21 protein-coding genes are annotated in these 26,697 nt (G+C 66.6%); 12 read left to right on the forward strand and 9 right to left on the reverse strand.

Features of this window, described 5'->3' with window-relative positions:
• Positions 1 to 121 precede the first annotated feature (121 nt).
• On the forward strand, positions 122 to 2,671 hold the full coding sequence (nirB, locus tag CEY08_RS18160) for a nitrite reductase large subunit NirB (protein WP_076814190.1): 2,550 nt from the start codon (positions 122 to 124) through the stop codon (positions 2,669 to 2,671).
• Complete coding sequence (gene nirD / locus CEY08_RS18165; protein ID WP_042794016.1) at positions 2,671 to 3,021, forward strand: nitrite reductase small subunit NirD; 351 nt, start codon at positions 2,671 to 2,673, stop codon at positions 3,019 to 3,021. The genes nirB and nirD overlap by 1 nt, the downstream gene beginning before the upstream one ends.
• 15 nt (positions 3,022 to 3,036) lie before the next feature.
• Here the strand turns inward: nirD and CEY08_RS18170 are convergent, their stop codons facing one another.
• Positions 3,037 to 5,088: a tetratricopeptide repeat protein gene (locus CEY08_RS18170; protein WP_232033842.1), complete on the reverse strand. Its 2,052-nt coding sequence runs from the start codon at positions 5,086 to 5,088 to the stop codon at positions 3,037 to 3,039.
• 137 nt (positions 5,089 to 5,225) lie between these two features.
• Here CEY08_RS18170 and CEY08_RS18175 point away from each other — a divergent pair, with 137 nt between their 5' ends.
• Positions 5,226 to 6,074 carry a class I SAM-dependent methyltransferase gene (locus CEY08_RS18175; protein ID WP_042794018.1) on the forward strand — a complete coding sequence of 283 codons (849 nt, stop codon included), beginning with the start codon at positions 5,226 to 5,228 and terminating at the stop codon, positions 6,072 to 6,074.
• A 219-nt stretch (positions 6,075 to 6,293) separates the two neighbouring features.
• Here the strand turns inward: CEY08_RS18175 and CEY08_RS18180 are convergent, their stop codons facing one another.
• The 7 genes from CEY08_RS18180 to CEY08_RS18210 all read right to left on the reverse strand — a co-directional run bounded on the left by CEY08_RS18180 (position 6,294) and on the right by CEY08_RS18210 (position 12,546).
• Positions 6,294 to 7,154: a D-amino acid aminotransferase gene (locus CEY08_RS18180; protein WP_063642466.1), complete on the reverse strand. Its 861-nt coding sequence runs from the start codon at positions 7,152 to 7,154 to the stop codon at positions 6,294 to 6,296.
• Positions 7,155 to 7,178: 24 nt separating this feature from the next.
• Positions 7,179 to 7,907, reverse strand: a complete 729-nt coding sequence (locus CEY08_RS18185) for an amino acid ABC transporter ATP-binding protein (RefSeq protein ID WP_042794020.1) — start codon at positions 7,905 to 7,907, stop codon at positions 7,179 to 7,181.
• A gap of 33 nt (positions 7,908 to 7,940) precedes the next feature.
• Positions 7,941 to 8,624: an amino acid ABC transporter permease gene (locus CEY08_RS18190; protein WP_063962271.1), complete on the reverse strand. Its 684-nt coding sequence runs from the start codon at positions 8,622 to 8,624 to the stop codon at positions 7,941 to 7,943.
• Positions 8,621 to 9,376, reverse strand: coding sequence for an amino acid ABC transporter permease (locus CEY08_RS18195; protein WP_076814194.1), 756 nt, complete (start codon positions 9,374 to 9,376; stop codon positions 8,621 to 8,623). The genes CEY08_RS18190 and CEY08_RS18195 overlap by 4 nt, the downstream gene beginning before the upstream one ends.
• Positions 9,377 to 9,459: 83 nt before the next feature.
• Positions 9,460 to 10,368 (reverse strand): amino acid ABC transporter substrate-binding protein, encoded by a 909-nt coding sequence (locus tag CEY08_RS18200; protein ID WP_042794023.1) that lies wholly within the window; start codon positions 10,366 to 10,368, stop codon positions 9,460 to 9,462.
• A 100-nt stretch (positions 10,369 to 10,468) separates the two neighbouring features.
• On the reverse strand, positions 10,469 to 11,368 hold the full coding sequence (locus CEY08_RS18205) for a LysR family transcriptional regulator (protein WP_076814196.1): 900 nt from the start codon (positions 11,366 to 11,368) through the stop codon (positions 10,469 to 10,471).
• Positions 11,369 to 11,484: 116 nt separating this feature from the next.
• Positions 11,485 to 12,546: a LacI family DNA-binding transcriptional regulator gene (locus CEY08_RS18210; protein ID WP_042794025.1), complete on the reverse strand. Its 1,062-nt coding sequence runs from the start codon at positions 12,544 to 12,546 to the stop codon at positions 11,485 to 11,487.
• 112 nt (positions 12,547 to 12,658) lie between these two features.
• On the opposite strand from CEY08_RS18210, the gene CEY08_RS18215 reads away from it, so the two are divergent.
• The 6 genes from CEY08_RS18215 to CEY08_RS18240 all read left to right on the forward strand — a co-directional run bounded on the left by CEY08_RS18215 (position 12,659) and on the right by CEY08_RS18240 (position 19,800).
• Positions 12,659 to 13,678, forward strand: a complete 1,020-nt coding sequence (locus CEY08_RS18215) for a TRAP transporter substrate-binding protein (protein ID WP_076814198.1) — start codon at positions 12,659 to 12,661, stop codon at positions 13,676 to 13,678.
• A gap of 9 nt (positions 13,679 to 13,687) precedes the next feature.
• A complete protein-coding gene (locus tag CEY08_RS18220) occupies positions 13,688 to 15,568 on the forward strand; it encodes a TRAP transporter large permease (RefSeq protein WP_076814199.1) in 1,881 nt (626 codons plus the stop codon).
• A gap of 70 nt (positions 15,569 to 15,638) precedes the next feature.
• Positions 15,639 to 16,178, forward strand: a complete 540-nt coding sequence (locus CEY08_RS18225) for a VOC family protein (protein ID WP_063962268.1) — start codon at positions 15,639 to 15,641, stop codon at positions 16,176 to 16,178.
• A 34-nt stretch (positions 16,179 to 16,212) separates the two neighbouring features.
• Positions 16,213 to 17,490, forward strand: a complete 1,278-nt coding sequence (locus tag CEY08_RS18230) for a ribulose-bisphosphate carboxylase large subunit family protein (RefSeq protein ID WP_076814202.1) — start codon at positions 16,213 to 16,215, stop codon at positions 17,488 to 17,490.
• Entirely contained in the window at positions 17,487 to 18,836 is a 1,350-nt protein-coding gene (locus CEY08_RS18235; RefSeq protein ID WP_063642459.1) for a four-carbon acid sugar kinase family protein, read from the forward strand. The genes CEY08_RS18230 and CEY08_RS18235 overlap by 4 nt, the downstream gene beginning before the upstream one ends.
• A 76-nt stretch (positions 18,837 to 18,912) precedes the next feature.
• On the forward strand, positions 18,913 to 19,800 hold the full coding sequence (locus tag CEY08_RS18240; RefSeq protein WP_088607744.1) for a TonB family protein: 888 nt from the start codon (positions 18,913 to 18,915) through the stop codon (positions 19,798 to 19,800).
• 17 nt (positions 19,801 to 19,817) lie between these two features.
• On the opposite strand, the gene CEY08_RS18245 is transcribed toward CEY08_RS18240, so the two are convergent.
• Positions 19,818 to 22,139, reverse strand: a complete 2,322-nt coding sequence (locus tag CEY08_RS18245; protein WP_170946334.1) for a DNA internalization-related competence protein ComEC/Rec2 — start codon at positions 22,137 to 22,139, stop codon at positions 19,818 to 19,820.
• Between the two features lie 422 nt (positions 22,140 to 22,561).
• On the opposite strand from CEY08_RS18245, the gene CEY08_RS18250 reads away from it, so the two are divergent.
• From CEY08_RS18250 to CEY08_RS18260, 3 genes are all read left to right on the forward strand, one after another.
• Positions 22,562 to 23,776 (forward strand): benzoate/H(+) symporter BenE family transporter, encoded by a 1,215-nt coding sequence (locus tag CEY08_RS18250; RefSeq protein WP_076814212.1) that lies wholly within the window; start codon positions 22,562 to 22,564, stop codon positions 23,774 to 23,776.
• Between the two features lie 158 nt (positions 23,777 to 23,934).
• Positions 23,935 to 25,458, forward strand: coding sequence for an amidohydrolase family protein (locus CEY08_RS18255; protein ID WP_042794034.1), 1,524 nt, complete (start codon positions 23,935 to 23,937; stop codon positions 25,456 to 25,458).
• Positions 25,459 to 25,585: 127 nt separating this feature from the next.
• Positions 25,586 to 26,695 (forward strand): ABC transporter substrate-binding protein, encoded by a 1,110-nt coding sequence (locus CEY08_RS18260; protein WP_063642457.1) that lies wholly within the window; start codon positions 25,586 to 25,588, stop codon positions 26,693 to 26,695.
• Positions 26,696 to 26,697 lie beyond the last annotated feature (2 nt).

The following is a 26,697-nucleotide window of genomic DNA, read 5'->3' on the forward strand; positions in this document are numbered from 1 at the left end:
GTGCGCGGGCCGCAAGGCCGGCGAGACAATTCGAGCAGTGACGGCAATGGCGCCCCGACCGCAAGGTCCAGGGCGCCATTGCGTTTTTGAAACCCGTGTATCCAAGCCCCAGGGACATCCCATGAATGTAGCGGCCACATCCGATTCTCTGCAGACCCTCGTTGTCATCGGCAACGGCATGGTGGGCCACCATTGCGTCGAGCAACTCATCGCCCGAGGCGCGCTGGATCGCTATCGCATCCACGTATTCGGCGAGGAAAGCCGCCGCGCCTATGACCGCGTGCACCTCTCCGAGTACCTGGACGGGCGTGACGCCGAATCGATGGCGCTGGGCGATGCGTCGTTGTATGAACAGCAGGGAATCACCTTGCATCTGGGCACGCCCGTGCTGGAAATAGACCGCCGGCACCGCGAGGTCGTGACCGCGCGGGGCCGTACCGCCTACGACAAGCTGGTGTTGGCGACGGGCTCATATCCATTCGTGCCGCCTATCTCGGGCGCGGAAGGCGCGTCGCGGCTGGTGTACCGCAGCATCGACGATCTGGACCTGATCCGCGAGGCGGCAAACGGCGCGCGGCGCGGTGTGGTGGTGGGAGGCGGCCTGCTGGGACTTGAAGCCGCCCATGCGCTGAAGTCGCTACGGCTGGAGGCGCACGTTGTCGAGTTCGCTCCGCGCCTGATGCCGGTGCAGCTGGATGAACAAGGCGGCGCCGCGCTCAAGGCGCGCATCGAAGCGCTGGGCGTGGGCGTGCATCTGTCGCGCGCCACTCAGGATATCAAGCCCGGGACGCAGTACCGCTACCGCATGCGCTTTGCCGAAGGCGCGCCGCTGGAGACCGACCTGATCGTGTTCTCCGCGGGCATTCGGCCACAGGTCGCGTTGGCGCGCCAAGCGGGATTGACGCTGGCCGAGCGCGGCGGCGTGGCCATCGATGACCAGTGCCGCAGCAGCGACGAACACATCTACGCCATCGGCGAATGCGCGGCCTGGAACGGCAGCGTGTTCGGCCTGGTGGCGCCCGGCTACCAGATGGCGCGCACGGTGGCCGCGGCGCTCTGTGGGGAAGCCGGCCAGGCGTTCACGGGCGCGGACATGTCCACCAAGCTCAAGCTGCTGGGGGTGGACGTAGGTTCGATCGGCGATGCCCACGGCGCCACGCCCGGCGCGCTCAGCTATCGCTACATCGACGAAGCCGGCGCCAGCTACCGTCGCCTGGTGGTCTCGGCCGACGGCAAGCGGGTGCTGGGTGCTGTCCTGGTGGGCGACAACCGCTACTACGACACGCTGCTGCAATACGTGCAGAACGGCATTGCGCCGCCGGCTGACCCGGCCAGCCTGATCCTGCCGCAAGGCCAGGCGGCTCCGCTGCTTGGCGTGGACGCGCTACCCGCAGGCGCCACCATCTGCTCCTGCCACAACGTAAGCAAGGCCGCGGTCTGCGCGGCGATCGACGGCGGCTGTACGGACCTGGGCGCGGTCAAGCGCTGCACCAAGGCCGCATCCGGCTGCGGCGGCTGCGCCGGCCTGCTCAAGCAAGTGGTCGAACATGAACTAGCCAGCCGCGGCGTCGCCGTGGACAAGAGCCTGTGCGAACACTTTCCGCACACGCGGCAGGAGCTGTACGCCATCGTGCGCGTCAGCGGCATCGAATCCTTCGAGGAACTCCTGGCCAGCCATGGGCGCGGGCAACAGGGTTGCGACATCTGCAAGCCGGCTGTCGGGTCCATCCTGGCCTCGTGCTGGAACCGGCCGATCCAGGCCCCCCACCTGGTGGCACTGCAGGACACCAACGACACCTTCATGGCGAACATGCAGAAGAACGGCACGTATTCGGTGGTGCCGCGCATCCCTGCGGGCGAGATCACGCCCGACGGCCTGATCGCGATCGGCGCGGTTGCCAAGAAGTACAAGCTGTACACCAAGATCACCGGAGGCCAGCGCATCGACCTGTTCGGCGCCCAGCTGCATGAACTGCCGGACATCTGGGCGGAACTGATTGCCGCGGGCTTCGAGACCGGCCACGCCTATGGCAAGTCCACCCGCACAGTGAAGTCCTGCGTGGGCAGCACGTGGTGCCGCTACGGCGTGCAGGACAGCGTGAAGATGGCGCTGGATATCGAGCACCGCTATAAGGGCCTGCGTTCGCCGCACAAGCTGAAGTTCGCCGTGTCCGGTTGCACCCGCGAATGCGCCGAGGCGCAGAGCAAAGACATCGGCGTCATCGCCACCGAAAACGGCTGGAATCTCTACGTGTGCGGCAACGGCGGCATGCGCCCGCGCCATGCTGAACTCTTCGCGACCGACTTGGACGACGCCGCGTTGATACGCACCATCGACCGCCTGCTGATGTTCTACATCCGCACGGCCGACAAGCTGCAGCGCACCTCGGTATGGCGCGAATCGCTGGAGGGCGGCCTGGACTACCTGAAGCAAGTGGTGCTGGAGGATAGCCTGGGCCTGTGCGCCGAACTTGAAGCGCAGATGCAGTTGGTGGTGGACCGGTACGAATGCGAATGGGCCAATGCCCTCAGCGACCCGGAAAAACTCAAGCGCTTCCGCACCTTTGTGAACGACCGCAGCGCCGATCCCGACATTCAGTTCGTGCAGGAGCGCGGCCAGCCCCGGCCTGCTCCCGCGCGCATCATCCCCATTGCGGAGGAGATCGTCTGATGGACGCCCTGATCCCGGAACCCCACGCCTGGCGGCCAGTGTGCCGCCGCCAGGACCTGGTGCCCAACTCCGGCGTGGTAGCGCTGATGGACGGCGCGCAGATCGCCCTGTTCTACGTACCGCAGCCAGGCGGCGACCGCATCTACGCCATAGAAAACCGTGACCCCAAGTCCGGCGCCAACGTCATCGGCCGCGGCATCGTCGGCCACATCGGCGGTGAACTGGTCGTGGCATCGCCCCTGTATAAGCAGCATTTCCGGCTGGCCGACGGCCGCTGCGTGCAGTATCCGGAACAGCGGCTGCGAACCTGGCAGGCACGCGTCAATGGCGACACCGTCGAAATCGCGTAAGGCGCGAGCAGAAGCTCAACCCAGGCCGATGCGCCGGGCGCCGAGGCGGAACAATGCCTCGGCATCGCCCGCCAAACGGAAGGCCGCGAGGAAATCGTCCACGCGATACGAGGGATGCGTCTTGCGGATCCCGGCGAGCAGGCCCGCAGACTCCTCCCCCCTGCCGGCTATCGCTAGACAGCAGGCCGCGATCGCCAGGATGTGCACATGGGCATTGGGACGCGCGGCGGCCTTCACCGCCCAACCGGCGGCTTCGTCGAACCGGCCCAGCCGGACCAGCGCGATCGCGCGCACGGCCAGCATGCCGAACAAGAGCGGGTCGTAGGGGCTGAGGTCACGCGAATGGTCGGACGAGCCGATTGCCGCTTCCGCATCGCCGGACTGGCAGTTGACGAAGCCCAGCGTGTAGTGAGCCAGGGCAAAGTTCGGACTCAGCTCCACGGCGCTGCGCAACTCCGCCAGCGACTGCTCCTGACTGCCGCGCAGCCATAACGCCCGCCCCATGGCCCAGTGCGCCGCCGGATCGCGGTCATCGGCAATCAGACCCTGGCCGGCGGCGTCGAACGCCAGGTCGATGGCCGGCGCCTGCTCGCCCCAGCGCTGGAACGCGTCTTGCCAATAGGTGAACGAGAGGCCCGCGTAGGCGCGCGAGAACGTCGGATCGAGTCGCAAGGCCATTTGGAAAAAGTGCCGCGCCTGCTCGTTGTCGGGCCGGTTGAAACGGTACATGTGCCAAAGGCCGCGATGATGCGCCTGCCAGGCATCCAGGGAATTCGGCGGCCTCAAGATGGCGCGGTTGCGCTCGGCGGCTTCGATCTCGATGTCGACGGCCGCGACGATCCGGTTGCCGATCTCGTCCAGAGCGGCAAAAGCATCATCCAGTTCGCGGTCGAAAACGTCCGCCCACACAATGCGAGCGGTCCTGGATTCAATGAGCTCGACGGCCACGGCAAGACGTTTGCCCATCCGTTGCAGCGCGCCGCTGACGACATAGTCCACGTTGAGCGTGCGGCCCGCTTCATCCGGCCCCACATTGCGCTGGTCAAGCGCAAAGACTGTGCCTTGCGCGATGACGAACAGGCTGCGCAGCTTGGCCAACCGGGTAATGATGTCATAGGCCAGGCCGTCGGCCAGCCCGCCCCGCACGCCGGCTTGCGCCGACCTGTCCAGGAATGGCATCACCGCAATCGAGGCACGGCCCTTATGGTCCCGCGCAGCCCCAGCGGGTTCTCCCGCCTCCACCGTGCGCAAGGCATCCGGTCGAGGCATCTGACTGGCCCGCCGTCCCCTCAGCTCGCGCCACGCGTCGCGCAGGGGCCGCCAGTCCAGCCCATCCGCGTCGAAGGCGCGCACGGCGGCGGCCAGATGCTCCTCGCCTTCGCGCCATCGGCCGCGCTGCGCCAGCAGGTCCAGTAGCAGCTCGTGCGCGCGCCGGTCGAACGGAGCCAATTGCAGCCACTTGTCCAGGCAGGCAAAGATCTCGCCGCCCTCTGCCGGCAGCACCCCCGCCAGGTGCTCCAGGACGGCCGCGTGGCAGGCACGCAAGCGCCGGCGTTGCGCCGTCAGCCAGTTGTTGAAATAGGGGTTGCGGTCGATCTCCAACCCTTCCAGGAAATCGCCCGCGAACAGCCCGGCCAGCGCTCGGAGACGCTCGGCGCCCAGGTCGCCTATATCCTCCTGCATCGCGCAACCGATTTCGATGGCATCGACTTGGCAATCAGCCAGATCCAGCCTGACGCTGTCCCGCGCCGTTTCCACCCGGCGGCGGCCGGGGTCGTCCAGCAACGCCCTGGCCTTGCTGAGGCACCAGCGGAGTTCGCCGCGCGGATCGTTCGGAATGTCCCACAGCAGTTCGCAGAGATGCGCGCGCATGACGGGACGCGGAGCCAGCGCCAGGTAGGCAATCAGCGCGCGCAGCTTGCGCGATGGCGGCAACGCCACGGCGGCGCCCGCGCGGCTGATCGCCATGGGTCCGAGCAGGCGTACCCGCACCGCTCCCTGGGGGACGGCGCCGCCCTGCGGATCGCGGTCCCCCGATACCTCGGCGGATTCCACGCCGGCTACCACGCTCGCCTCCACGACCGGCCCTTAACTTGGCCCTTGGGAAGCACGGCGCGCGCAAGCCTGCGCGGCGCCCCCTGCGACTCCCCGGCAGGCCGGCATCGCGCGCTGCCGCAAACACAACGCGTTAATGGAGACAGACCATGTCCATTTCCTCCCTCGCCACCAGTCCAGTGCGCGATTCCGCGCAGCCCGACCTGGCCGCCTTGAAGACTCGCCAGCAGGGTACCTGGGCTTCCGGGGACTATGCCGTTGTCGGCACTACACTGCAGATCGTAGGAGAACAGCTGTGCGAATCGCTGGATGTCCGCGCCGGCCAAAAGGTGCTCGACGTAGCCGCAGGCAACGGCAATGCCTCGCTGGCCGCCGCCCGCCGCTGGTGCGATGTCGTATCCACCGACTACGTGCCGGCGCTGCTGGGACGCGCGCGCGAACGCGCCGCCGCTGAACGGCTGAAGATCGAGTTCCAGGAAGCCGACGCCGAGGCCTTGCCATTTCCGGATGGCGGATTCGATGCGGTCGTCTCCACCTTCGGCGTCATGTTCACACCCGATCAGGACAAGGCGGCAGCCGAACTGGCCCGCGTGTGCCGGTCCGGCGGCAAGATCGGCCTGGCCAACTGGACGCCGGACGGCTTCATCGGCCAGGTGTTCAAGACCATCGGCAAGCATTTGCCGCCGCCCGCCGGCGTCAAGTCGCCTGCCCTGTGGGGCACGCGGGCGCGCATCGAGGAGATGTTCGGCCCGCACGCATCCTCGATCCAGGCGGAACCCCGCAATTTCGTGTTCCGCTATCGGTCGCCGGAGCACTGGCTGCAGGTATTCAAGACTTACTATGGCCCGCTGCTCAAGGCGTTTGGCGCGCTGGAGCCCGCCGCCCAGGCCGCGCTGACCAACGACCTCATGGTGCAAATAGACCGTTTCAACCGCTCTGGCGACACCGCGATGGTCGTACCCAGTGAATACCTGGAGATCGTGGTTACGCGCCGGTGACCGGGCTTTGATGCCAGCCTGCGGGCAGTCCGGGCCATCCACGCGGACAGCGGACGGGAAATGATCCATGGCGCAACGCCTTCACGGTCACCCGCAGGACGGCCCGGGTGACCGATGTTGAGCAACCGTACGATGGAACAGGCAATGGCGTACCGGCCACTGCCGGACGGGGTGCGAGCCCTTATCGGGAATCATACGCCCGCGGCGGCTCGCGCGCCGCTACAGCGCGCTCGCCAGCGCGTACTCCAGGTATAGCTGACGCAGTTCGTGGCATACGGGTCCTGGCCGCCCCGTCCCGACCGGCTGACCATCCAGCTCGACCACCGGCAGCACGAAGTGCAATGCAGAGGTCAGCACCAGTTCGGACGCGCGCCGGCACTCGTCCAGCGTGAACTTGCGCTCTTCCACCGCCACCCCGCGCCTGGCCGCCAGGGCCAACACCGCGGCGCGCGTGCAGCCCGGCAGGATCTCGCGCGACAAAGGCCGCACCACGATCCGTCCCCGTTCGTCGACCAGCAGCGCGCTCGACGACGCCCCTTCGGTCACCACGCCATCGGCATCGACCATCAAGGCTTCGAATGCGCCTGACGTTTGCGCCGCCTGTTTGGCCAGCACCTGGGCGATCAGCGAAACGCTCTTGATGTCGCGCCGCTGCCAGCGCATGTCCGGCACGCTCGCCACCCGCACGCCCGATTCGGCCAGCGGATTCACCCGCAGGGACTTTTCGCTGACGTACATCATCACGGTGGGCTCGACGTCCGCGGGGAAGGCGAAGTCGCGCTTGACGTCGGCCCCGCGCGTGACCTGCACGTAGACCGATCCTTCGCGCAGGCCATTGCGCCGCACCAGCTCGCGGCAACGTTCCAGCAGCGCGTCGCGCGGCAAGGGATTGCGGATGCCGACTTCGGACAGGCTGCGCGCCAGGCGGGCGGCGTGCCGCTCGAACTCCAGCAGCAGGCCGTCGATCACCGCGATCACCTCATAGACGCCGTCGCCGAACAGGAAGCCCCGGTCCAGCGCCGGGATAACGGCCTGCTCGGCCGGGACGAGATTGCCGTTGATATAGAAAATGGAGGACATGGATGCTTATGTGGGTGAGGGAAATCAGTGGCTGATGATGCGGGAGAGGAATGCGCGCGATCGCGCCGACGCGGCGTTGCCAAAGAACGCCTCGGCGCTGGCGTCGTCGACGATCTCTCCCGACTCCATGAATACGACACGGTCGGCAACGCGGCGCGCGAATCCCATTTCATGCGTGACGACCATCATGGTCATGCCATCGCGCGCCAGTCCCGTCATTACTTCCAGCACCTCGCCGATCATCTCCGGGTCGAGCGCGGAAGTCGGCTCGTCGAACAGCATGACTACGGGGTCCATGGCCAGCGCGCGCGCGATCGCGACGCGTTGCTGCTGGCCGCCCGAGAGCTGGCCCGGATGCTTGTCGCGATGCGCGGCCACGCCCACGCGCTCAAGCAGCGCAGCCGCCTTGTCCTGTGCCTGCGCGCGGCTGCGGCCCAATACGCTGACCTGTCCCAGGCAGACATTCTCCAGCACCGTCAGGTGGGGAAACAGCTCGAAGTGCTGGAACACCATGCCGACGCGGGCGCGCAGCTTGGGCAGATCCGTGCCCGGGGCGCCGACGTCGGTGCCGTCGACCACGATGCGGCCCGCGTCGAACGGTTCAAGCCGGTTCACGCATTTGATCAGCGTCGATTTGCCCGATCCCGACGGTCCGCAGACCACCACGACCTCGCCGCGCTGCACACGCAGCGAGCATTGTTTGAGCACCGGCAAATCGCCATAGCGCTTGCCGACCTGTTGAATCTCGATCATGAATGTAGGCTCCTCAGTGAAACACTCGCCCGTTCAGGCGCCGATTCGGGCACGCAGCGCCCGCACGCCGCGCGAGGCGGTGAACGAGATCACGAAAAACACCAGCGCGACCAGCATGTACATTTCGACCAGGCGGTTGTCGCGTTGCGCGATCTTGGTCGCCGCCCCGAGGAAGTCCGTGAGCGACAGGACATAGACCAGCGCCGTTTCCTGGAAGATGACGATCACCTGCGTCAGCAGCACCGGCAGCATGTTGCGAAACGCCTGCGGCAGGATCACCTTGCGCAGCACCTGTCCGTGCCTGAGGCCCAGGGCGCTGCCCGCCGCATACTGGCCGTGCCCCACGCTGCCCACGCCTGCCCGGATGATCTCGGAGAAATACGCGGCCTCGAACAGGATGAAGGTAATGAAGGCCGACCCCATGGCGCCTAGCACGATGGGCCGCTCAGCCCCCGTAACCGCCTGCAATGCGTAGGGCAGGATGAAATAGATCAGGAAGATCACCAGCACCAGCGGCAGCGAGCGGAACAGGTTCACATACACCGTGGCTGGCCAGGCCAGCAGCCGGCCGCCGTAGAGCCGCGCAATCGCCAGCAAGGTGCCCAGCAGCAGGCCTCCCACGGTCGACGTGAAGGTCAGCAGCAGGGTAAAGCGCAGGCCCGACAGGATCAGGTACGGCAACGCGTCGACGATGGCTTGCAGGTCGAAATCCGTCATGCCCTGCCCCCTTTTGCCGCGCGCCCGCCGACTGCGCGCCCCGGAATGCGCAGCTTGTATTCGAGCGCCCGCATCACCACGATCACAATCAGGTTGAGCGCCAGATAGGCCATGGTCGCGGTCAGGAAGGCCTCGAACACCTGGAACGAAAATTCCTGCATCGCGTGGGCCTGGGCGGTCAGCTCCGCCAGCCCGATCGTCAGCGCCACCGAGGTGTTCTTGATGGTATTGAGGCAGTCGGACGTCATGGTCGGCAGGACCGTGCGCAGCGCATTGGGCAAAAGCACATGCCAGTACAGCTGCGGCAGCGTGAGACCCAGCGCCAGGCCGGCGTTGCGCTGCCCCTTCGGCAAGGCCTCGATGCCGGCGCGCAATTGCTCACCGATGCGCGCCGACATGTACATGCCGATAGCCAGCGCCGCCGTGTAGAAAGATGCGTCCGGCAGCTGCTTGATCCAGTCTCCGGCCCTGGTCGGCAACAGCTCCGGCAGGACGAAGTACCACAGGAACATCTGCACGATCAGGGGGATGTTCCGGAACACTTCCACATAGACGGCTGCCGCCGCCTGCACCTTGCGATAAGGCAGCGTGCGCGCGACGCCGACGACCAGGCCCATGGCCAGCGCGATCAGCCACGCCAGCGCCGCGGTCTTCACCGTCACGCCCAGCCCGTCCAGCAGGGTCTGCAGATAGGTGTGCCCGCCGTCGGGCGATGGAGCGAACAGCACGCCCCAGTTCCATTGATATGCCATGCTTTTTCTCGATGATCAGGCCGCGCGCGGTCCCGGCCCCTGGCTGGGGCCGCGCATCGGCGCATTGCAACGGGGTCGCGCGCCTAGCGGTAGGCGGCCGGATCGCCCGAATCGGTCGGCTTTGCCACCACGCGCTTGAGCGCTTCGCTCATTGCCACGTTCAGGTTGATTCCCTTGGGCGGCAGCGGGCTGCGGTACCAGCGGTCATACAGCGCGTCGAATTCCCCGCTGGCATAGAGGGCCTTGATGGTGTCGTCCACCAGCGCCTTGAACTGCGGATCGTCGCGGCGCAGCATGATGGCGTAGGGTTCGATCGACAGGGATTCCTCCGAGACCTGATAGCGGTCGGGCTGTTTCGCATTGGCGATCAGGCCATAGAGCAGGATGTCGTCCATCACGAATGCGGAAGCGCGGCCCGTCTCGACCATCAGGAATCCTTCCGCGTGCTCCTTCACGGGCACGATTCTCATGCCCAGCCCGCGCGTCTCGTTCAGCTCGTTGATCTGGCGGATGTTCGCGGTTCCCGAAGTCGAGGCCACGACTTTGCCCTTCAGATCGTCGATGCTGCGCAGCTGGGCGGATTTCTGGCTGAGGAAGCGGTTGCCGGTCACGAAAGTGGTAACCGAGAACGCCACCTGCTGCTGGCGATCCAGCGTGTTGGAGGTGGAGGCGCATTCCAGGTCGATGGTGCCGTTGCCCATCAGCGGAATGCGCGTGGCGGAGGTGACCGGCAGGTACTTCACCTGGATATCGCTGCGGTTCAGGCGCGCCTGCACGGCCTTGACGATGCGCTCGCAGATGTCGATCGAATAGCCCACGGGCTTCTGGTTGCCGTCATAGTAGGAGAACGGAATCGAGGTCTCCCGATGGCCGATTGTGATCGTGCCGGTATCCGCGACCTTCTTCAGCGTCCCGTCGAGCTGCTGGGCCGCGGCGGTGCCCGCCATTGCGATCGCGAACGCTGCGATTGATGCCTTGATGGATATTGTCATGCTTTTCTCCTTGGGATTCATGTACTTATGGGGTGCTGCACAGAATTCACCGCCGAGCGCGCCCGTGCCCGCCCAACGCGGGAGTTGTGGCCGCCGTCAGTCAGCGTTGGGTATACAGGTTGAACACGCGCTCCACCGGCTCCTGGGCCGGTCCCTGGCGGCGCGCATACATGCAGATCTGCATCGGAATCGCGCAGCGGCGGTCCTTGATGGCAACGATCTGTCCGGCATCCACCGAAGCCTTGGCGCTGGAGTCCGGCAGCCACGCCAAGCCGACGCCCGCACTGACCAGCGTGCGGGCGCCGTCCACGAAATCGGTCTCGCAGACGCGCTCGAGCACGGGCCGCTGCAGCAGGTCGCCGCAAGCCAATTCGACCAGGCGCCGGAAATACGCGCCCTGGGCGTATGACACATAGGGATAGCGCTGGGCGGAGCCGTTGGCGTATAGAGCGGCTTCGTCCACGTCCATCGCGGCGGGCCTGAACAGGCGCAGGCCGTCCGGCGCCATGCCGGTGCGCATGTAGGCTTGCGGATCCAGTTGTATGTCTTCGGCCGCATGGCGAAAGCAGACCAGCAGATCCACGACGCCGGCAGCCAGCCACTCGACCGAATCGTGCACATTGCCCACGTGCAGCCGCAACGAACCGACCGCGCTTTCGTCCTTCCAGCGAATGCACCAACCCGGGAAGTGCGAGGTCGCCAGGCAATGCGGCATTGCCACCCGCAGGACCGCGCCTTCGTGGCTGGCCACGCCGGCCTCGCCGCGGGCATCGACCACCTTGCGCACGATCTCGGCGGCGTTGGAGCGGAACTGCTCTCCCGCCGTCGTCAGGCGCAGCGGGAAGCAGCTACGGTCTATCAGCGCCGTGCCTGCCCAGGTTTCCAGGGACTGGATACGCCGGCTGAACGCCGATTGCGACACATGCCGCAGCTCTGCAGCCGTGGTGAACTGCCCGCATTCCGCCAGGGTCAGAAAATCCTGGAACCAACGTAGATCCATTGCAACCGCCGCGCCGTCAGACTGAATGCGAGGCAGTATAGGGATCGGGTCCGTGCGCCTTATGCATAGTTTGCATAACGACCGCGCAGTCAGGGTTACTCCGGACCCCGCCAGCCCTAGGGCAGGTTCTCCCGGAAGATCACCTGGCTGCGCGCCAGCTCCACGCCGTTCATCGGACTGCGCTTGTCGCGCAAGTTGCAGAAGATGCGCACGCAGCTCATCAGCGCTTCCATGGGGCTTTGCGTGATGACCGCATCCATGGTGCCGTCGATCAGCAGCGCGCGGGTGTCGGGCGTGAGACCGTGCCCGATGAAGACCACCCGGTGCTGCTGGCCGGCTTCCTTGAGCGCCCGCGCCACGCCGTCCGATGCGCCGCCGATGTTGTAGATGCCGGCCAGCTGCGGATACTGCTCCAGCAATTGGCGGGTCTGCTCGTAGTTTCGCTGCGCATCGTCGTAGCCTTCGCGCAAATCGACCACCTGCATGGCCTGGAACTGCTCGGCGTACAGCTGCAGGAAGCCGCCCTCGCGTTCTTCATGCGCCCGGTAGTGGCGCGAACCCGCGATCAGCGCCACATGCGCCGCCCTCGAACCGATGAAGCGGGCAATCAGATAGCCGGCGGTCCGGCCAGCGGCGCGGTTGTCCAGGCCCACGTAGGCCGCGCGCGCGCTATTGGCCAAGTCGGATATCAAGGTCACCGTCGGCACGCCCTGCTGCGCCAGCGAGTTGACGGCCTCGCGCACCGTCGGATGCTCCAGCGCCATGAACGCGATGCCGTCCGCGCGCTTGCCGTGCTTGGCCAGCGCTTGCGCAAGCGCGTCGGGATTGAAGCTCTCGACGTACTCCACCTGGCACCTGGCATTGAGCGGCGCAAAGTGCTCCTGGGCATAGCTGACCGTATCGCCCAGCATGCGCAGGTAGCGGTTGCTGCCGCGCGGCAGCAGAAATACCAGCCGCAGCGGCTCGGGCGCGGCGGCGGCTCGAACCTCCTGTTCCGGCAGATAGTCCAGCTCGATGGCCGCTTTGAAGACTTTTTGCGCCGTGCTGGCGCGCACGCCAGGCCGGCGATTCAGGACCCGGTCGGCCGTGGCGGTAGACACGCCAGCACGTTCCGCCACATCGGCCAGGCGCGCCAGCTTACGTTCGGGAGGCGTTCGATTCACATCAAAATCCATCATTAATCGCGTTTGACGATATTGGCGACGATTCACTATTGTCCAGTCTGCCGCATGGTACTGGCGCTTTTGTGGCACATCAAAAAACATCATAACCAAGATTATGGAGACAACCATGAAGCTGCTGACACGCCGTAGTGCCCTGCGCCGCCTTTGTGCGGTACCCGCCGTCGCCCTGGGCGCGGGCTTCCCGCTGATCGCCCGCGCGGCCGACTACACCCTCAAATACGGCAACAACCTGCCGGTCACGCATCCGCTGAACATCCGCGCGCAGGAAGCCGCGGAACGCATCCTCAAGGAAAGCAACGGGCGCGTGGACATCAAGATTTTCCCCAACAACCAACTGGGCGGCGACACCGACATGCTGGCCCAGGTGCGTTCGGGCGGCATCGACTTCTTCACGCCGTCCGCGCTGGTCATCGCGACCCTGGTGCCGGTGGCGGCAATCAATGCCGTGGGCTTCGCGTTCAAGGACTACAACCAGGTATGGGGCGCCATGGACGGCGCGCTCGGCGCCCACGTGCGCGCCGCCATCGCGCAGCGCCGGCTCTATGCCTTCGAGAAGATGTGGGACAACGGTTTTCGCCAGACCACCAGCAGCAAGGCGCCCGTCAAGTCGGCAGCCGACATGGAGGGCCTGAAGATCCGCGTACCCGTCAGTTCTCTGCCGATCTCCATGTTCAAGGGTCTGGGCGCCGCCCCCGCCAGCCTGCAGTTCAGCGAAGTCTATTCCTCGTTGCAGACCAAGGTGGTGGACGCTCAGGAGAATCCCCTGCCCATCATCCAGGTGGCCAAGCTTTATGAAGTGCAGAAATACTGCTCGCTCACCAACCATATCTGGGACGGCTACTGGTTCATCGCCAATGGCCGCATGTGGGAGGGCTTGCCGCAAGACCTGAAGACGGTCGTGGCGCGCGGCATCAACGAGGCTGGCCTGGCCCAGCGCGAAGACATCAAGAAGCTCAACGCTTCGGTGCAGTCGGACCTGGAAGGCAAGGGGCTCCAGTTCAACCAACCGTCCGCCAACAGCTTCCGCGAGCAATTGCGCGCCGCTGGCTTTTACAAGGAATGGCAAGGGCGCTTCGGCAACGAGGCCTGGACCTTGCTGGAGCAGGCCGTCGGCAAGCTGGCCTGAGGACGCGCCATGTCCTCCCTGTCCGCTCCCCACGCCGCGCCGCAGGCGCTCCCAGCCCACCCCTTGCGCCGCGCCGCCGGCGCGCTCGACGCTCTGCTGGGCGGCATCGTCGAGCACGTGGCCGCGGCCATCGTGCTGGTGGAGATCGCCGTGCTGTTCGCGGGCGTGGTGGCGCGCTATGCCTTCCACAGCCCGCTGGTCTGGTCCGACGAGCTCGCCTCCATCCTGTTCCTGTGGCTTTCCATGCTGGGCGCCGTGGTTGCCTTGCGTCGCGGCGAGCACATGCGGATGACCGCGCTCGTCAACAATGTCAGCCCGGCGCGCCGCGCCCAGCTGGAAACGGCCGCGCTGGCGGCCTCGCTCGCCTTCCTCGCGTTGATTCTGGCGCCCGCCGTGGAGTATGCGCACGAGGAACACTTCATCATCACGCCCGCGCTGGAGCTGAGCAATGCCTGGCGCGCCGCCGCGATTCCCGTGGGCATGGGCTTGATGGCAGTGGTCGCGCTGCTGCGCCTATTGCGCACGCAGACTGCACCGCAGATGCTTGCGGCGTTGGCCGGCGCGGCCGCGGTGGTTGCGCTGTTCTGGGTGGCGCAGCCGCTGTTTGCCACCCTGGGCAAACTGAACCTGCTGATCTTCTTCGTGGGCATCGTGGCCGCCACGGTATTTTCGGGCGTGCCGATCGCCTTCTCATTCGCGCTGGCGACCTTCTCCTACCTGGCCCTGACCACAAACACGCCCATGGTGGTGATGGTCGGCCGGCTGGACGAGGGCATGTCGCACCTGATGCTGCTGGCGGTGCCGCTATTTATCTTCCTGGGCTCGCTGATTGAAATGACCGGCATGGCACGCGCCATGATCCAGTTCCTCGCCAGCCTGCTCGGACACGTGCGCGGCGGATTGTCCTATGTGCTGATCGGCGCGATGTACCTAGTATCCGGCATCTCGGGATCAAAGATCGCCGACATGGCAGCCATCGCTCCGGTCTTGTTCCCGGAGATGCAGAAGCGCGGCGCCAAGCCAGGCGATCTGGTCGCCTTGTTGTCCGCCACGGGCGCGCAGACCGAGACCATCCCGCCGTCTATCGTGCTCATCACCATCGGTTCGGTGACGGGCGTGTCCATCGCCGCGCTCTTCACGGGCGGGCTGCTGCCGGCCGTGGTGCTGGGGCTGGCGCTGTGCTCGGTGGTGTGGTGGCGCTACCGCAAGGAAGACCTGACGCTGGCCCAGCGCTTCAGCGCCCGGGAGATCGGACGCTTCTTCGTCATCGCCCTGCCCGCCGTGGCCCTGCCCTTCGTGATCCGAGCCGCCGTGGTCGAAGGCGTGGCGACCGCCACAGAGGTCTCGACGATCGGCATCGTGTATTCCGCGATAGTCGGTCTGCTGATCTACCGGCGCTTCGATTGGGGCCGGCTCAAGCCCATGCTGATCGAGACCGCCTCGCTGTCCGGCGCGATCATGCTGATCGTGGGCTGCGCCACCGCCATGGCCTGGGCACTGACCCAGTCCGGATTCTCTGGCGACCTGGCCCGCCTGATGGCCGGCATGCCCGGCGGCAGCTATGGCTTTCTGGCAGTGTCCATCGTGGCCTTCATCATCCTGGGCAGCGTGCTGGAGGGCATTCCCGCCATCGTGCTGTTTGGCCCGCTGCTGTTCCCGATCGCGGCGCAGGCCGGCGTGCACGAAGTGCACTACGCCATGGTGGTGATCTTCGCCATGGGCATCGGCCTGTTCGCGCCGCCTTTCGGCGTGGGTTACTACGGCGCCTGCGCCATCAGCCGTGTCGATCCCAACGAAGGCATAGGGCCTATCTGGGGCTACATCGCCGCGCTGCTGGTGGGCTTGGTCGTCGTCGCCGCCTTCCCCTGGTTTTCCATCGGTTTCCTGTGAGCCCTCGCGGCCCGTCACGGGCCGCCCCGCTCCGCAACCTTCCATCCTCCCTATCCGCAAAGAATCCATCATGAGTCGTTTCCTGGGCGAGATCCGCCAACTCGGTTATGTGGTGCACGACATCGAAGCCGCCATGGACTACTGGAGCACCACGCTGGGCGTCGGCCCCTGGTACTACAACCCGCGCGTGCCCATCGTCAATTACCAGTACGACGGCGTCCGCCACGAGCCGCACAACTCGGTGGCGCTGGCCAATTCGGGCTATGTGCAGGTAGAGCTGATCCAGACCCGCAATGACGTGCCTTCCATGTACCGAGACTTCCTGCAGGCTGGCCGCACCGGGCTGCAGCACGTGGCCTACTGGACCGAAAGCTACGACGCCGACCTCGAACGCCTGCTGGCGCAAGGCTTCAAGCCCAAGATGAGCGGCGAAGTCGGCGAAAAAGGCCGCTTCATCTACTTCGACACCGAGTACCACCCCGGGACCGTTATCGAACTGTCCGAGGTGGCCGGCCCCAAGGGCCGACTGTTCGACCTGATCCGCGACAGCGCGCGCGACTGGGACGGCAAGGACCCCGTTCGCCCTTTCCCCGACCTGAGCCGGATCTGACCCGTCCTTACCGATAACGCCGCAAGCCGCCATCATGAATTCCCAATCGTTTAGCGCCACCTACCTGATCGAAACCCCGTTGGACCCCGCCGGCGTCGCGGAGGTCATGGCCGGCGAACAATCCTGCGGCACCTTCACGCGGGTGCAGGGCGAAACCGATGAGTTGCGCGCTCGCGCCCGCGCGCGGATCGAATCCATCGAGACGCTGGAGTCCACCCCTGTCCCCAGCCTGCCCAACGCCTGGCTGGCGAGGCAAGCGGGCGGCATGCCCGGTCTCTACCGGCGCGCCCGGGTGCGCATCTCGTTTCCCGTCGCCAACGTCGGCGCCAATTTGCCGACGCTGGCGGCCACGGTGGGCGGCAATCTGTACGACCTGGGCGAAGTCACCGGCTTGCGCCTGGAAAGCATGGAACTGCCGGCCAACTATCGCGCCCAGTTCGACATGCCGCGCGCCGGCATCGCCGGGACGCGGCAACTGACGGGCGTAGCGCGCGGTCCGCTGGTGGGCACCATCATCAAGCCCAACGTGGGCCTGTCGCCCGAACAGACCGCGCATCTGGCGGCCCAGCTGTGCGCCGCGGGCGTGGACTTTATCAAGGACGACGAAGTTTGCGCCAACCCCGCGCACGCGCCGCTGGCGCAACGCGTCGCCGCCGTCATGGCGGTGGTGCGCGCGCACCGCGAGCGCACCGGCCGCCAGGTGATGGTGGCCTTCAACATCAGCGACGAAACCGACGCCATGCGCCGCCATGCCGACCTGATCGAACGCGAAGGCGGCACTTGCGTCATGGCCAGCCTGAACCATTGCGGCTACTCGGCCATCCAGACCCTGCGCCGCAGCACCCCGCTGGCGCTGCACGGCCATCGCAACGGATATGGCGCGCTGTCGCGCCACCCGGCGCTGGGCGTGGGCTTCCAGGCCTATCAGACGCTGTGGCGCCTGGCCGGCGTGGACCACATGCACGTGCACGGCCTGCAGGGCAAGTTCTCCCAAGAGGACGCCGAGGTCGTCGCGTCCGCGCGCGACTGCCTGGCGTCGCTGACCCCCGGCATCGACGATCCCGTCCTGCCGGCGTTTTCGTCCGGCCAATGGGCTGGCACCGTGCCTGCCACGTGGGCAGCCGTGCAAAGCGACGACCTGCTCTTCATGTCCGGCGGCGGCATCCTGGCCCACCCAGACGGTCCCGCCGCGGGCGTGCTCAGCATCCGCCAGGCCTGGCAAGCCATGCGCGAAGGCGCAGGCCTGGAAGACTATGCCCGCAATGCCCCTGAACTGCGGCGCGCCATGGAACGCTTCGGCGGCCGCGCATGAACGCGACGCCCCGCGACGAGACGCGTCCGCAGATCGGCTGGTACGGCGACGACTTCACGGGCGCCACCGACACGTTGGCGGAAACGGCTCGAGCCGGCCTGCGCAGCCTGCTTTTCCTGGGTGTGCCAACAACGGAACAGCTGCAACGCGCGGGCGCGCTCGACGCCATCGGCATCGCCGGCGCGGCGCGCGGCATGGCCCCAGCGGAGATGCGGACTGAATTATCCGCCGTCGGCCGATTCATGGCCCGCGCCGGCGTCCGAGTGCTGCATTACAAATGCTGCTCCACGTTCGACAGCGCGCCGCACGTAGGCAGTATCGGCGCGGCCGTGCACGAACTGCGCCGCCACATGCCCAATCCACTGGTCCCCATCGTCGGCGGGCAACCCAGCATCGGCCGTTACTGCAGCTTCGCCCAGCTATACGCGCGGGCGGGCTCCGCGCCGGAAATCCACCGCATCGACCGCCATCCGGTCATGAGCAGGCACCCGGTCACGCCCATGCACGAGGCCGACCTGCGCCTGCATCTGGCGGCGCAAGGCTTGGCCGACATCCGTTCGATACCGCACACAGCCTACCCTCGCGTACGCCAGGCGGCGGATGCGCCCGCGGTGGACGACTGGGTCGACCAGGTGATCGAGACCAACGATGGACCGCTGCTGTTCGACCTGATCGATGAGGAACAACTCGCCATCATCGGGCGCCTTATCTGGCGTGCCGCCTCGTGCCTGCCCGTGCTGGCGGTCGGCCCCAGCAGCGTGCAGCAGGCGCTGGCCCGCGTCGTGCCCACAAGCCGTGATCATGCCTCCACCGCTTCCCTCCCTGCCGCGGCAGGCCCCGTGCTGGCGGTGGCCGGCAGCCTGTCTCCCGTCACCGCCCGGCAGATCGCGGCGTGCCGGCAATACGACCGCCAGCCTTTGCAGGCGGAACGGCTGCTGCGGGATCCAGCCTATGCGGCCGAACAAGTCAGGCAAGCCACCGCCGCGCTGGCGCAAGGGCGCAACGTGCTGGCGCATACCGACCGGCCGGCCCAGCCGCTCACCGCACACCAGACCGCGGCAACCGCCCGTGCCACCGGCCAACTGGTGGCGGACATTGTGCGCGCCAGCGCTCGGGCCGGCACGCGCCTGACCCGCATCGGCATTGCGGGTGGAGATACCTCCAGCCAGGCCACCCTGGCCCTGGGCGCCTGGGGTCTGGCATTCCGCTGCGTGCTCGCTCCGGGCGTGACGGTCAGCCTGACGCGCAGCGACGATCCCGTCACCGACGGCATCGAACTGATGCTCAAGGGCGGACAGATGGGCGGCGACCTGCTGTTCGACGAACTGGCGCAGGGACGGGCCTGAAACCTGGCGTGCGCCCGGGTTATGCTGCGCCGGTGCGCCCGGCCGGCGGGCGCCGCTTACCCAGGAGACTTGCCCCATGGAATGGCCGCTACGCGCTTGCACCACGGCCGCGATCATGCTGTGCGCGGCCACGGCCACGGCCGCGGCGCCAGCCAACCGCGCCGAATGGACGGCCGGCGCGATGCGCAAACTGCAGCATCACCTGGAAATGCCCAAGGAAGCGTACGAGCTCGACGGCCCGCTTAGCCTGCGCCTGCGCCTCATCGTCATGCGGGACGGCAAGATCGACTCGGTGGAATTGGCCAGTTCCTCGGGATACGTGGCCGTGGACAAAGCGACAGCCAACATGGTCCGTCGCGCCAGCCCGCTGCCCGCGTTCACCAGTGACATGCAGGCAGAGCGGGAAATCCTGATGCTGCCGGTGCGGTTCCAGTTAACGGATGACGCCCCGGACGAAACAGAGCGCCGCTACACCCACCCGGGTAGCGGCTTTGGCGTAAACGTGCCGAGGTCTTACCGCGTCCTGGGCAGCGGCAAGTCCGATGAATTCGACGTGCTGGTGCGTATCGGCCAACGCAGCGGCGGGCCACACACTGCGGACGCAGCCGGCTATTTATGCAGTGTCGGTTTCAACGCCCCGCGCAAGTCGCTGAAGACGCATCCTGGCGCCGAAGCGCCGCCATCGGCCGCCGAGCGGCTGGCGGCGGCCGAGACCATCCTTGCGGCTCAGGGCCAGTCGCTCGATCACCGCAGCACCTTCGAACTTCAGGGCGCCAAAGGCGTCGACTACGTCGCTGCAGCCGGTATCGGACCGGATGGCGTGCATCTGCTGGAGTACAACGCGCTGCTGGACACGGCCACGCTGCGCGTCGCCATGCGCTGCACGACGGCAAGCGACGCTCTGCCGGCCGCTCTCCCCGACTTCCGGCAGATCCGGGACGGGATAGTCCTGGGCGCGAAATAGACCGCACAGGACCGGCCTCAGCGTCCATGCCAATACCGCCGTCCGCGTTCGCGCTCCGCCCGGACTTCCAAGCCATCGGGACCTGAACGCGCCATCACCGCGCCATCGCGGTCGCTGCGCCAGAAGGTCGCGCCGGCCCGCGTCCATCGCAGCTCAACCGCGCGTGCGGGATGGCGGAAGCGGTTCAGGTGGCCCGCCTGCGCAATCACATGGCTGGCGGCCACGGCCGACACCAAATCCCTGCCCGAGGACGACGCCGATCCATGATGCGGCGCCATCACCACATCGATCCGTGGCAGTTCGGGAGCCAGCTCGCGTTCCTGCGCGACCCCCACGTCCCCGGTCAACAGCAGGGAATGCGACGCCCCTTGCACCAGCAGTACACAGCTATCCGCGTTGCGATCCTGCCCGGCCTTGCCAGCAGTGGCGGCGGGATGCAGGAAGGTGAAGGCCACGCCGTCCACCTCCCAATGGTCACCGCGCAAGCATGGCCGTCTATCATCCGGCAGCGGCGGCAGACTGTTTCCCGCTCCCGGCCAGACCCGGACATCACGGCGCAAGAAGGCGTCCAAATCGAAGGACGCGTAGCTGCGCTGCGCGGAAACAGCGGCCAGCACCGAGCGCAGCCCTCCGACATGATCCAGGTCGGCGTGCGACAGCACCAGCACATCCAGTTGCCGGACGCCACGGGCCAGCAGGAACGGCGCGACCACGCGCTCGCCGGCGTCATTGCCGCCGTAATGGCGCGGCCCCGCGTCAAACAGCAGCGTCTGGCTGGCCGTCTCCACCAGAATGGCGCTGCCCTGCCCCACGTCCAGCGCGCTCATGTGCCAATGCCCCGGCTCGGGCCGGTCAGGGCGCCAGCACAACAGCGGCAGCATGCAGACCCATCCCAAGCGCCTGCCCGGCCAGCCCCGCACCTGCAACGCCCAGGCCATGCCCGCCACCGCCAGCAATAGCCATGGCCACGGCGCCGCCGCCACCGGCACACTGGCCCAGGCGGCATTGCCCACCCATGCGACGGGCGCCATGGTGAGATCGAACGCCTGCAGCCCTGCCTGGCCGGCGAAGGAGCCCAGCGGCTGCGCGCCCGGCACTACCGACAGCGCCGCGCACAGCAATGCCAGCGGCGTCACCACAAAGGTCACGACGGGTATGGCCACCGCATTTGCCAACGGCGACCCAATAGATACCTGGTGCACCAGGAATGCCAGCAACGGCGTAAGGCCCAGCGTCACCATCAATTGCAGGCGCGCCGCCTGCGACAGCCTGGCTGCGCAACGCCGGACCCACCCCGCCTCGGGATCCACGGGCAGTTGCGCGATACGCAGCAGCACAGCCACCGCGCCGAACGACAACCAAAAGCCCGCCGACACCGGCGCCCAGGGGTCCAGCGCCACCACCACCGCCGCCGCGCAGACCAACACGCGATCCGCCGACAGCGGCAGGCGCGACATCGCCGCCGCCAGCACGACCGACAACATGAAGAAGGTGCGCCGCGCCGGCACGCCCCACCCGGCCAAGAGGCAGTACAGCAGCGCCACGGCCGCGGCCGCCGCGCCGCCCGCGACACGCGCAGGCACATGTTCGGCCAGCGCGCCGCCCCGCCACCGAGCCCGCCGCCACAACGCCGCCACCAGCAACCCGGCGATGCCCGCGATCAACGTCACGTGCATGCCGCTGATCGACACCAGATGCGTGATGCCGCTGCGATTGAACAGGCGCCAGTCTTCACGCGCCACGCCAGCCTGGTCCCCAATCGCCAGCGCGATCATCACCGGCGCATAGCGATGTTCGCCCAGGGCGGCGCGCAACCCCTCGCGCACGCGATGGCGTGCCCGCTCTATTGCAATGCCAGGCGTCGCCCAAGGCCGGTCCTCAAGCAGCCTGGGCTGCCCCCGCACCGTGCCCGTCGCGCGTATCCCTTGCGCGAACATGCGTCCTTCCGTATCCGGGCCCGCCGGGTTCAACAGGCCGTGCGGACGCCGTAGCACCACCGCCATGCGCCACACCTGGCCCGGTATCAGCAATGGAAGCGCGGAATGCGGGCCGGGCGGCGCCTGCCAGGCCACCTGGATGCGCGACGGGATGCCGGGCGGCGCGGGCTCGGCCAGTTCGGCCACGAAACGCTGGCCGCGCGCGTCGCCTTGAGGCAGCCCGGCCACGCGCACGACCAGGCGCGACACGGCATCCTGGTGTTCGTCGGACAGCGCATCGTCCAGCCGGAACTGTGCCAGCACACTGGCGTTGAGCAGCCCCGCGCAAAAGCCCAGCGTCAGGCTTGCGAGCAGCCGCAAGATGCGCCGCTGCAAGCGCAGGCCCGCGGCAAGCGCAATCATGCCTAGAACCGCAAGCCCCCCGCAGATGCCGGCACCTGGAAGCCGCGATGACAACTGGACCAGCCCCGCGCCCGCCACGAACGCCAAGCAGAAGATTCGGCCTGTGATATGCGCCTCCCGAAACAGGACAGCGTAAAAGCGGACAGCTGGGCGCAGGCCTGGGCAGGGATCGTTTCAGCCGCCTCGGATGACCGCGGAGATCGCGATGCCCAGGTACCGTGTACCCGCCCCGCAGGTCCGCCCCGCCAGATCCCGCGCCAGCCCGCAAGCATCGGCCAGGAGCCGGCTATGATTGCAGGGCTCGGCGAGACGCCGGGAACAGCATGGCCAACTGCCCAATACGCAAAGCGGATCCGCAATGACGCCCGAATCATTCTTCCTCTTCTTCAGCAGTCGTGACCCACTCACTTGCGGGCGGACCCATGGCTGAGCAAAACGCGATTCCAGCCTCCCCATCCTCGTTCCCCGCGACCGAACTGACGAACGCCTTTGTCGCGTTCCTGTTCTCCGCATCCGCCCCCGTCGCCATCATCCTGAGCGCAGGCGTAAAGGGCGGCCTCAGCCAGGCCGACCTGGCCTCATGGATCTTCGCGGCTTTCGTGCTCAACGGCATTCTTACCATCGTGATGTCGGCCATCTACCGGCAACCGCTAGCCTTTCTCTGGACCATTCCCGGCGCGGTGCTCGTGGCCAGCGCCCTGCAGCATCTGCCCTTCTCCGAGGTCATCGGCGCCTATCTGCTAACCGCGGCGCTCATGCTGGTGCTGGGACTCACAGGATGGGTGGGCACCATCATGGACCGCATACCCATGCCCATCGTCATGGGCATGGTCGCCGGGGTTTTCCTCAGTTTCGCGCTGGACTGGATTCGCTCATTTGCTTCCGATCCCTGGCTCGCCGGCGCAATGACCGCCACATTCTTCCTGGTCTCGTTCTTCCCGGCAGTGCAAAAAAGGCTGTCGCCCATCATTGGCGCCTTGATCGCCGGTGTGTGCGCGCTGGTCATCATGGGCAGAGCGCCCGCCCTGGAACACATCACCCTGGCGACCTCGGTCGCCAGCCCCCAGTTCCACGCGCCTGCGTTCTCCTGGGCCGCAGCATTCGAGCTGGTCCTGCCTCTGGCCGTTACCGTGATCGCGGTACAGAACGCGCAGGGCATAGCCGTGCTGCGCAATTCGCTGCACCGGCCTCCGGTCAATGCCATCACCAATGCCTGTGGGGTGTTCTCGGCGCTGACCGCTTGCCTGGGCTGCGTGTCCACCTGTCTGGCCGGCCCGTCGAACGCCATCATCGCCTCGGGCGCCAACGCATCGCGGCACTGGCTTGCCGCGATCTTCCTGGGAGTGATGGTGATCGTGTTCGGGCTGTTCTCGCCCTTGGTCACGCAAGCGCTGCTGGCCACGCCCACAGCCTTCGTGGCAACGCTTGCGGGGCTGGCGCTCTTGCGCATTCTGCAAGGCGCCTTCCATACCGCGTTCCGCCAACACTTCACGCTTGGCGCCCTGGTCGCTTTCCTCGTGACGCTGGGCGGCCTGCCCCTGTTTGGCATCGGCGCCCCTTTCTGGGGCGTGGTATTCGGCGTGGCAACCAGCTTCGTTCTGGAGCGGGGGGATTTCTCCAAGCAGGCCTCGAACTGAAGTCTCCGTCCCCGGCGTGCCGTTCATAAGCACATCACTCAGATAGAAATTGCGAATCGGTCGTTTGGCCCAGCGCCCGTCTCCCGTACTGTGACCTGTCCGCGCCGGCCTTGCCGACCCCGCAAGGCGCCGCGTCCGTTTCACTCTCGGAGACCCGCATGAACGACCGGCTGCACCGTACCCAGGCTTCCCGCTCCGCCGCCATCAAGGCGAAGCTGGACTATCCCGTGATCGATACCGACGTACACGTCAACGACTATGCCCCCGTTCTGGAGGACTACATCCAGCATTACGGCGGGTCCAAGCTCGTGGACGTGCTGCGCAAGACGCAGGGATCGCGCTTCGCCACCAAATCCCAGGGCAAGGACTGGTACCAGCAAACCCCGGCAGAGCGGCAATACAACCGTACGCTGCGTTCGCCGTGGTGGGCGCGGGTTACGCGCAACACGCTGGATCTGGCTACGGTCACCTTGCCGGAACTGCTGTATGAACGCCTGGAGGAACAGGGTTCGGACTACTCCATCCTGTTTCCCAACGACGTGCTGGCGCCGCTGGGCGCAGGCGACGAATACCGCCAGCCGCTGCACCGCGCAATCAACCATTTCCATGCGGACCAGTACCGCAAGTACAGCGACCGCCTGACGCCGGTGGCCGGAATTCCGCTGCATACGCCGCAGGAAGCCATCGAGGAACTCGAGTTCGCCGTCAAAACGCTCGGGCTGAAAGTGGCCAACATTCCGGGCGGCGTTCGCCGGCCGATCAAGGCCATCGCCGACAAGTACCCCGCTTCCGAATATCCGGAAATCGCGCGGCATGCGTCCTACGTGGATTTCTTCGGGCTGGACAGCGAATACGACTACGACCCGTTCTGGGCCAAGGTAGTAGAGCTGGGCGTACCGCTGGCGACCCATTACGGCAGCCAGGGCTGGACTGGTCGCCACTCCATCAGCAATTACATGTTCAACCATATCGGCCACTTCGCCGATGGTTCCCAGGCCTTCGCCAAGGCGCTGTTCTTCGGTGGCGTGACCCGGCGGTTCCCGGATCTGCGCGTAGCCCTGCTGGAGGGCGGAGCCGATTGGGGCGCGCACGTGTATGCGCACTTGGTGGACCGCTGGGAAAAGCGCAACCGCAACGCCGTGCAGCAGTACAACCCTGCCAACGCGGACGTGGAGCTGCTGGCGGACCTGTTCGAGCGCTATGGCGCCGAATTGCTGAACGGGCGCGAACTCAACAAGCAGACCCTGCTGCGCGACAGCCTGGGCCTGTCGGCGCTGCACCATAGCCGCGAGCCCGAGGGCGACGAGCTCGACGACTTCGCCGCGGCCGGCATCGAAAGCGTGGAGGACATCCGCAAGCGCTGGGTGGACAGCTTCTACTTCGGTTCCGAAGCGGATGACCGCAACATAGGCGCCGCTTTCAACGACCGCGCCAACCCGCTGCACACCAAGCTCAATGCAATCTGGTCGTCCGACGTCGGCCATTGGGACGTGCCCGACCTGACCGAGCCGCTGGCCGAAAGCTGGGACTTGGTCGAAGACGGGGTGATCACCGCGGAGGACTTCAAGGCGCTGGTCTTCGACAACCCTTACCGCTTCTACACGCAGGCGAACAGCGAATTCTTCAAGGGCACTCGCATCGAACAGAAGCTGCAGGCCCAGCCCCAGAAACGCGCCGCCTGAGCTTTCCGCCAAACCAGTAACTCCACACCGATCCTCGCCGGCGCAAGCCGGCGAGTGGACTGTCCTGCCCGCTGCCGGCGCGCGTCGGCAGCGGGCCTGTAACCCATCACCATCTTACGGAACGACCATGCGCACCCTGCTCTCTTCCCGCAGCCTGATTTCACGCCTGTTGCTGGGCGCTGCCTTGTGCGCCGTCAGCATCTCCTCCTTGGCCGCGCCCAACGTAGTCCGCATTGGCGTGGCGACGGCCGGCGGCGGCGATCCCATCACCTGGGGCGGATCTCCCGGTGGCGTCGCGCGCGCCAACAATTGGCTGGAGGAGGCCTTCCAAGGCACCGGCACCGAGGTGCAGTGGCTGTTCTTCAAGGGCGCGGGGCCCGCTGTGAATGAAGCGCTCTCCAACAAGCAGATCGACTTCGCCTACCAGGGCGACCTGCCGTCCGTGGTGGGCCGATCCAATGGCCTGAAGACCCGCATCCTGCTTGGCAGCGGCGTGCGCAACAACTTGTACGTATCCACGCCCAAAGATTCCGCATTGCAGTCGCTGGACGACCTGAAGGACCGTAAAGTGTCGATCTTCCGCGGCACCAACGGCCATCTGGTCGCCATCAACGTACTGGCCTCGCGCCAGCTGACCGAACGCGACATCAAGGGGGTCAACCTCGACACCGGCAGCGCGCAAGCGGCGCTGGTCTCAAATGGAGTGGATGCTGCTTTCGGCGGGTACGAATACTTCAAGCTTCGCGACCAGGGCCTGGCACGCATCATCTATTCCACCAAGGGTCAGGATCCCTCGTTCACGCGCCAGGCGTCCTTGCTCGTGCGCGAAGACTTCGAAAAAGAGAATCCCGAAGCCGTGCAACGCGTGGTCGACGTGTTCGTGCGCGCCGCGCAATGGGCCTCCGACGAGCAGAACCGCGACGCTCTCTTCAAGATCTGGGCGCGCAGCGGCACGCCTTATGCCTCCTGGCAGGCGGAATTCGATGGCGAAGTGCTGGCCGTGCGCAACTCGCCGCTACTGGACGAGTTCCTGGCCTCGCGCTACCAGGCGGTGGCGGACGACGCGCTGAAACTGAAGCTGATCCGCCGCCCCGTCAGCGTGGAGGGCTGGTTCGAGCCGCGCTACCTCAATACCGCGCTGCAAAAGGCCAATCTTTCCACCCGCTGGACGGCATTCAATGCGCAAGGCCAGCCCGCGTCCGGCGAACGCCAGGCAAGCGCCGCAGTGGCGCGATAAGG

Origin of the sequence: Achromobacter insolitus, assembly GCF_002209555.1 — a bacterium.
In the GTDB taxonomy this organism is placed as follows: Bacteria; Pseudomonadota; Gammaproteobacteria; order Burkholderiales; family Burkholderiaceae_B; genus Achromobacter; species Achromobacter insolitus.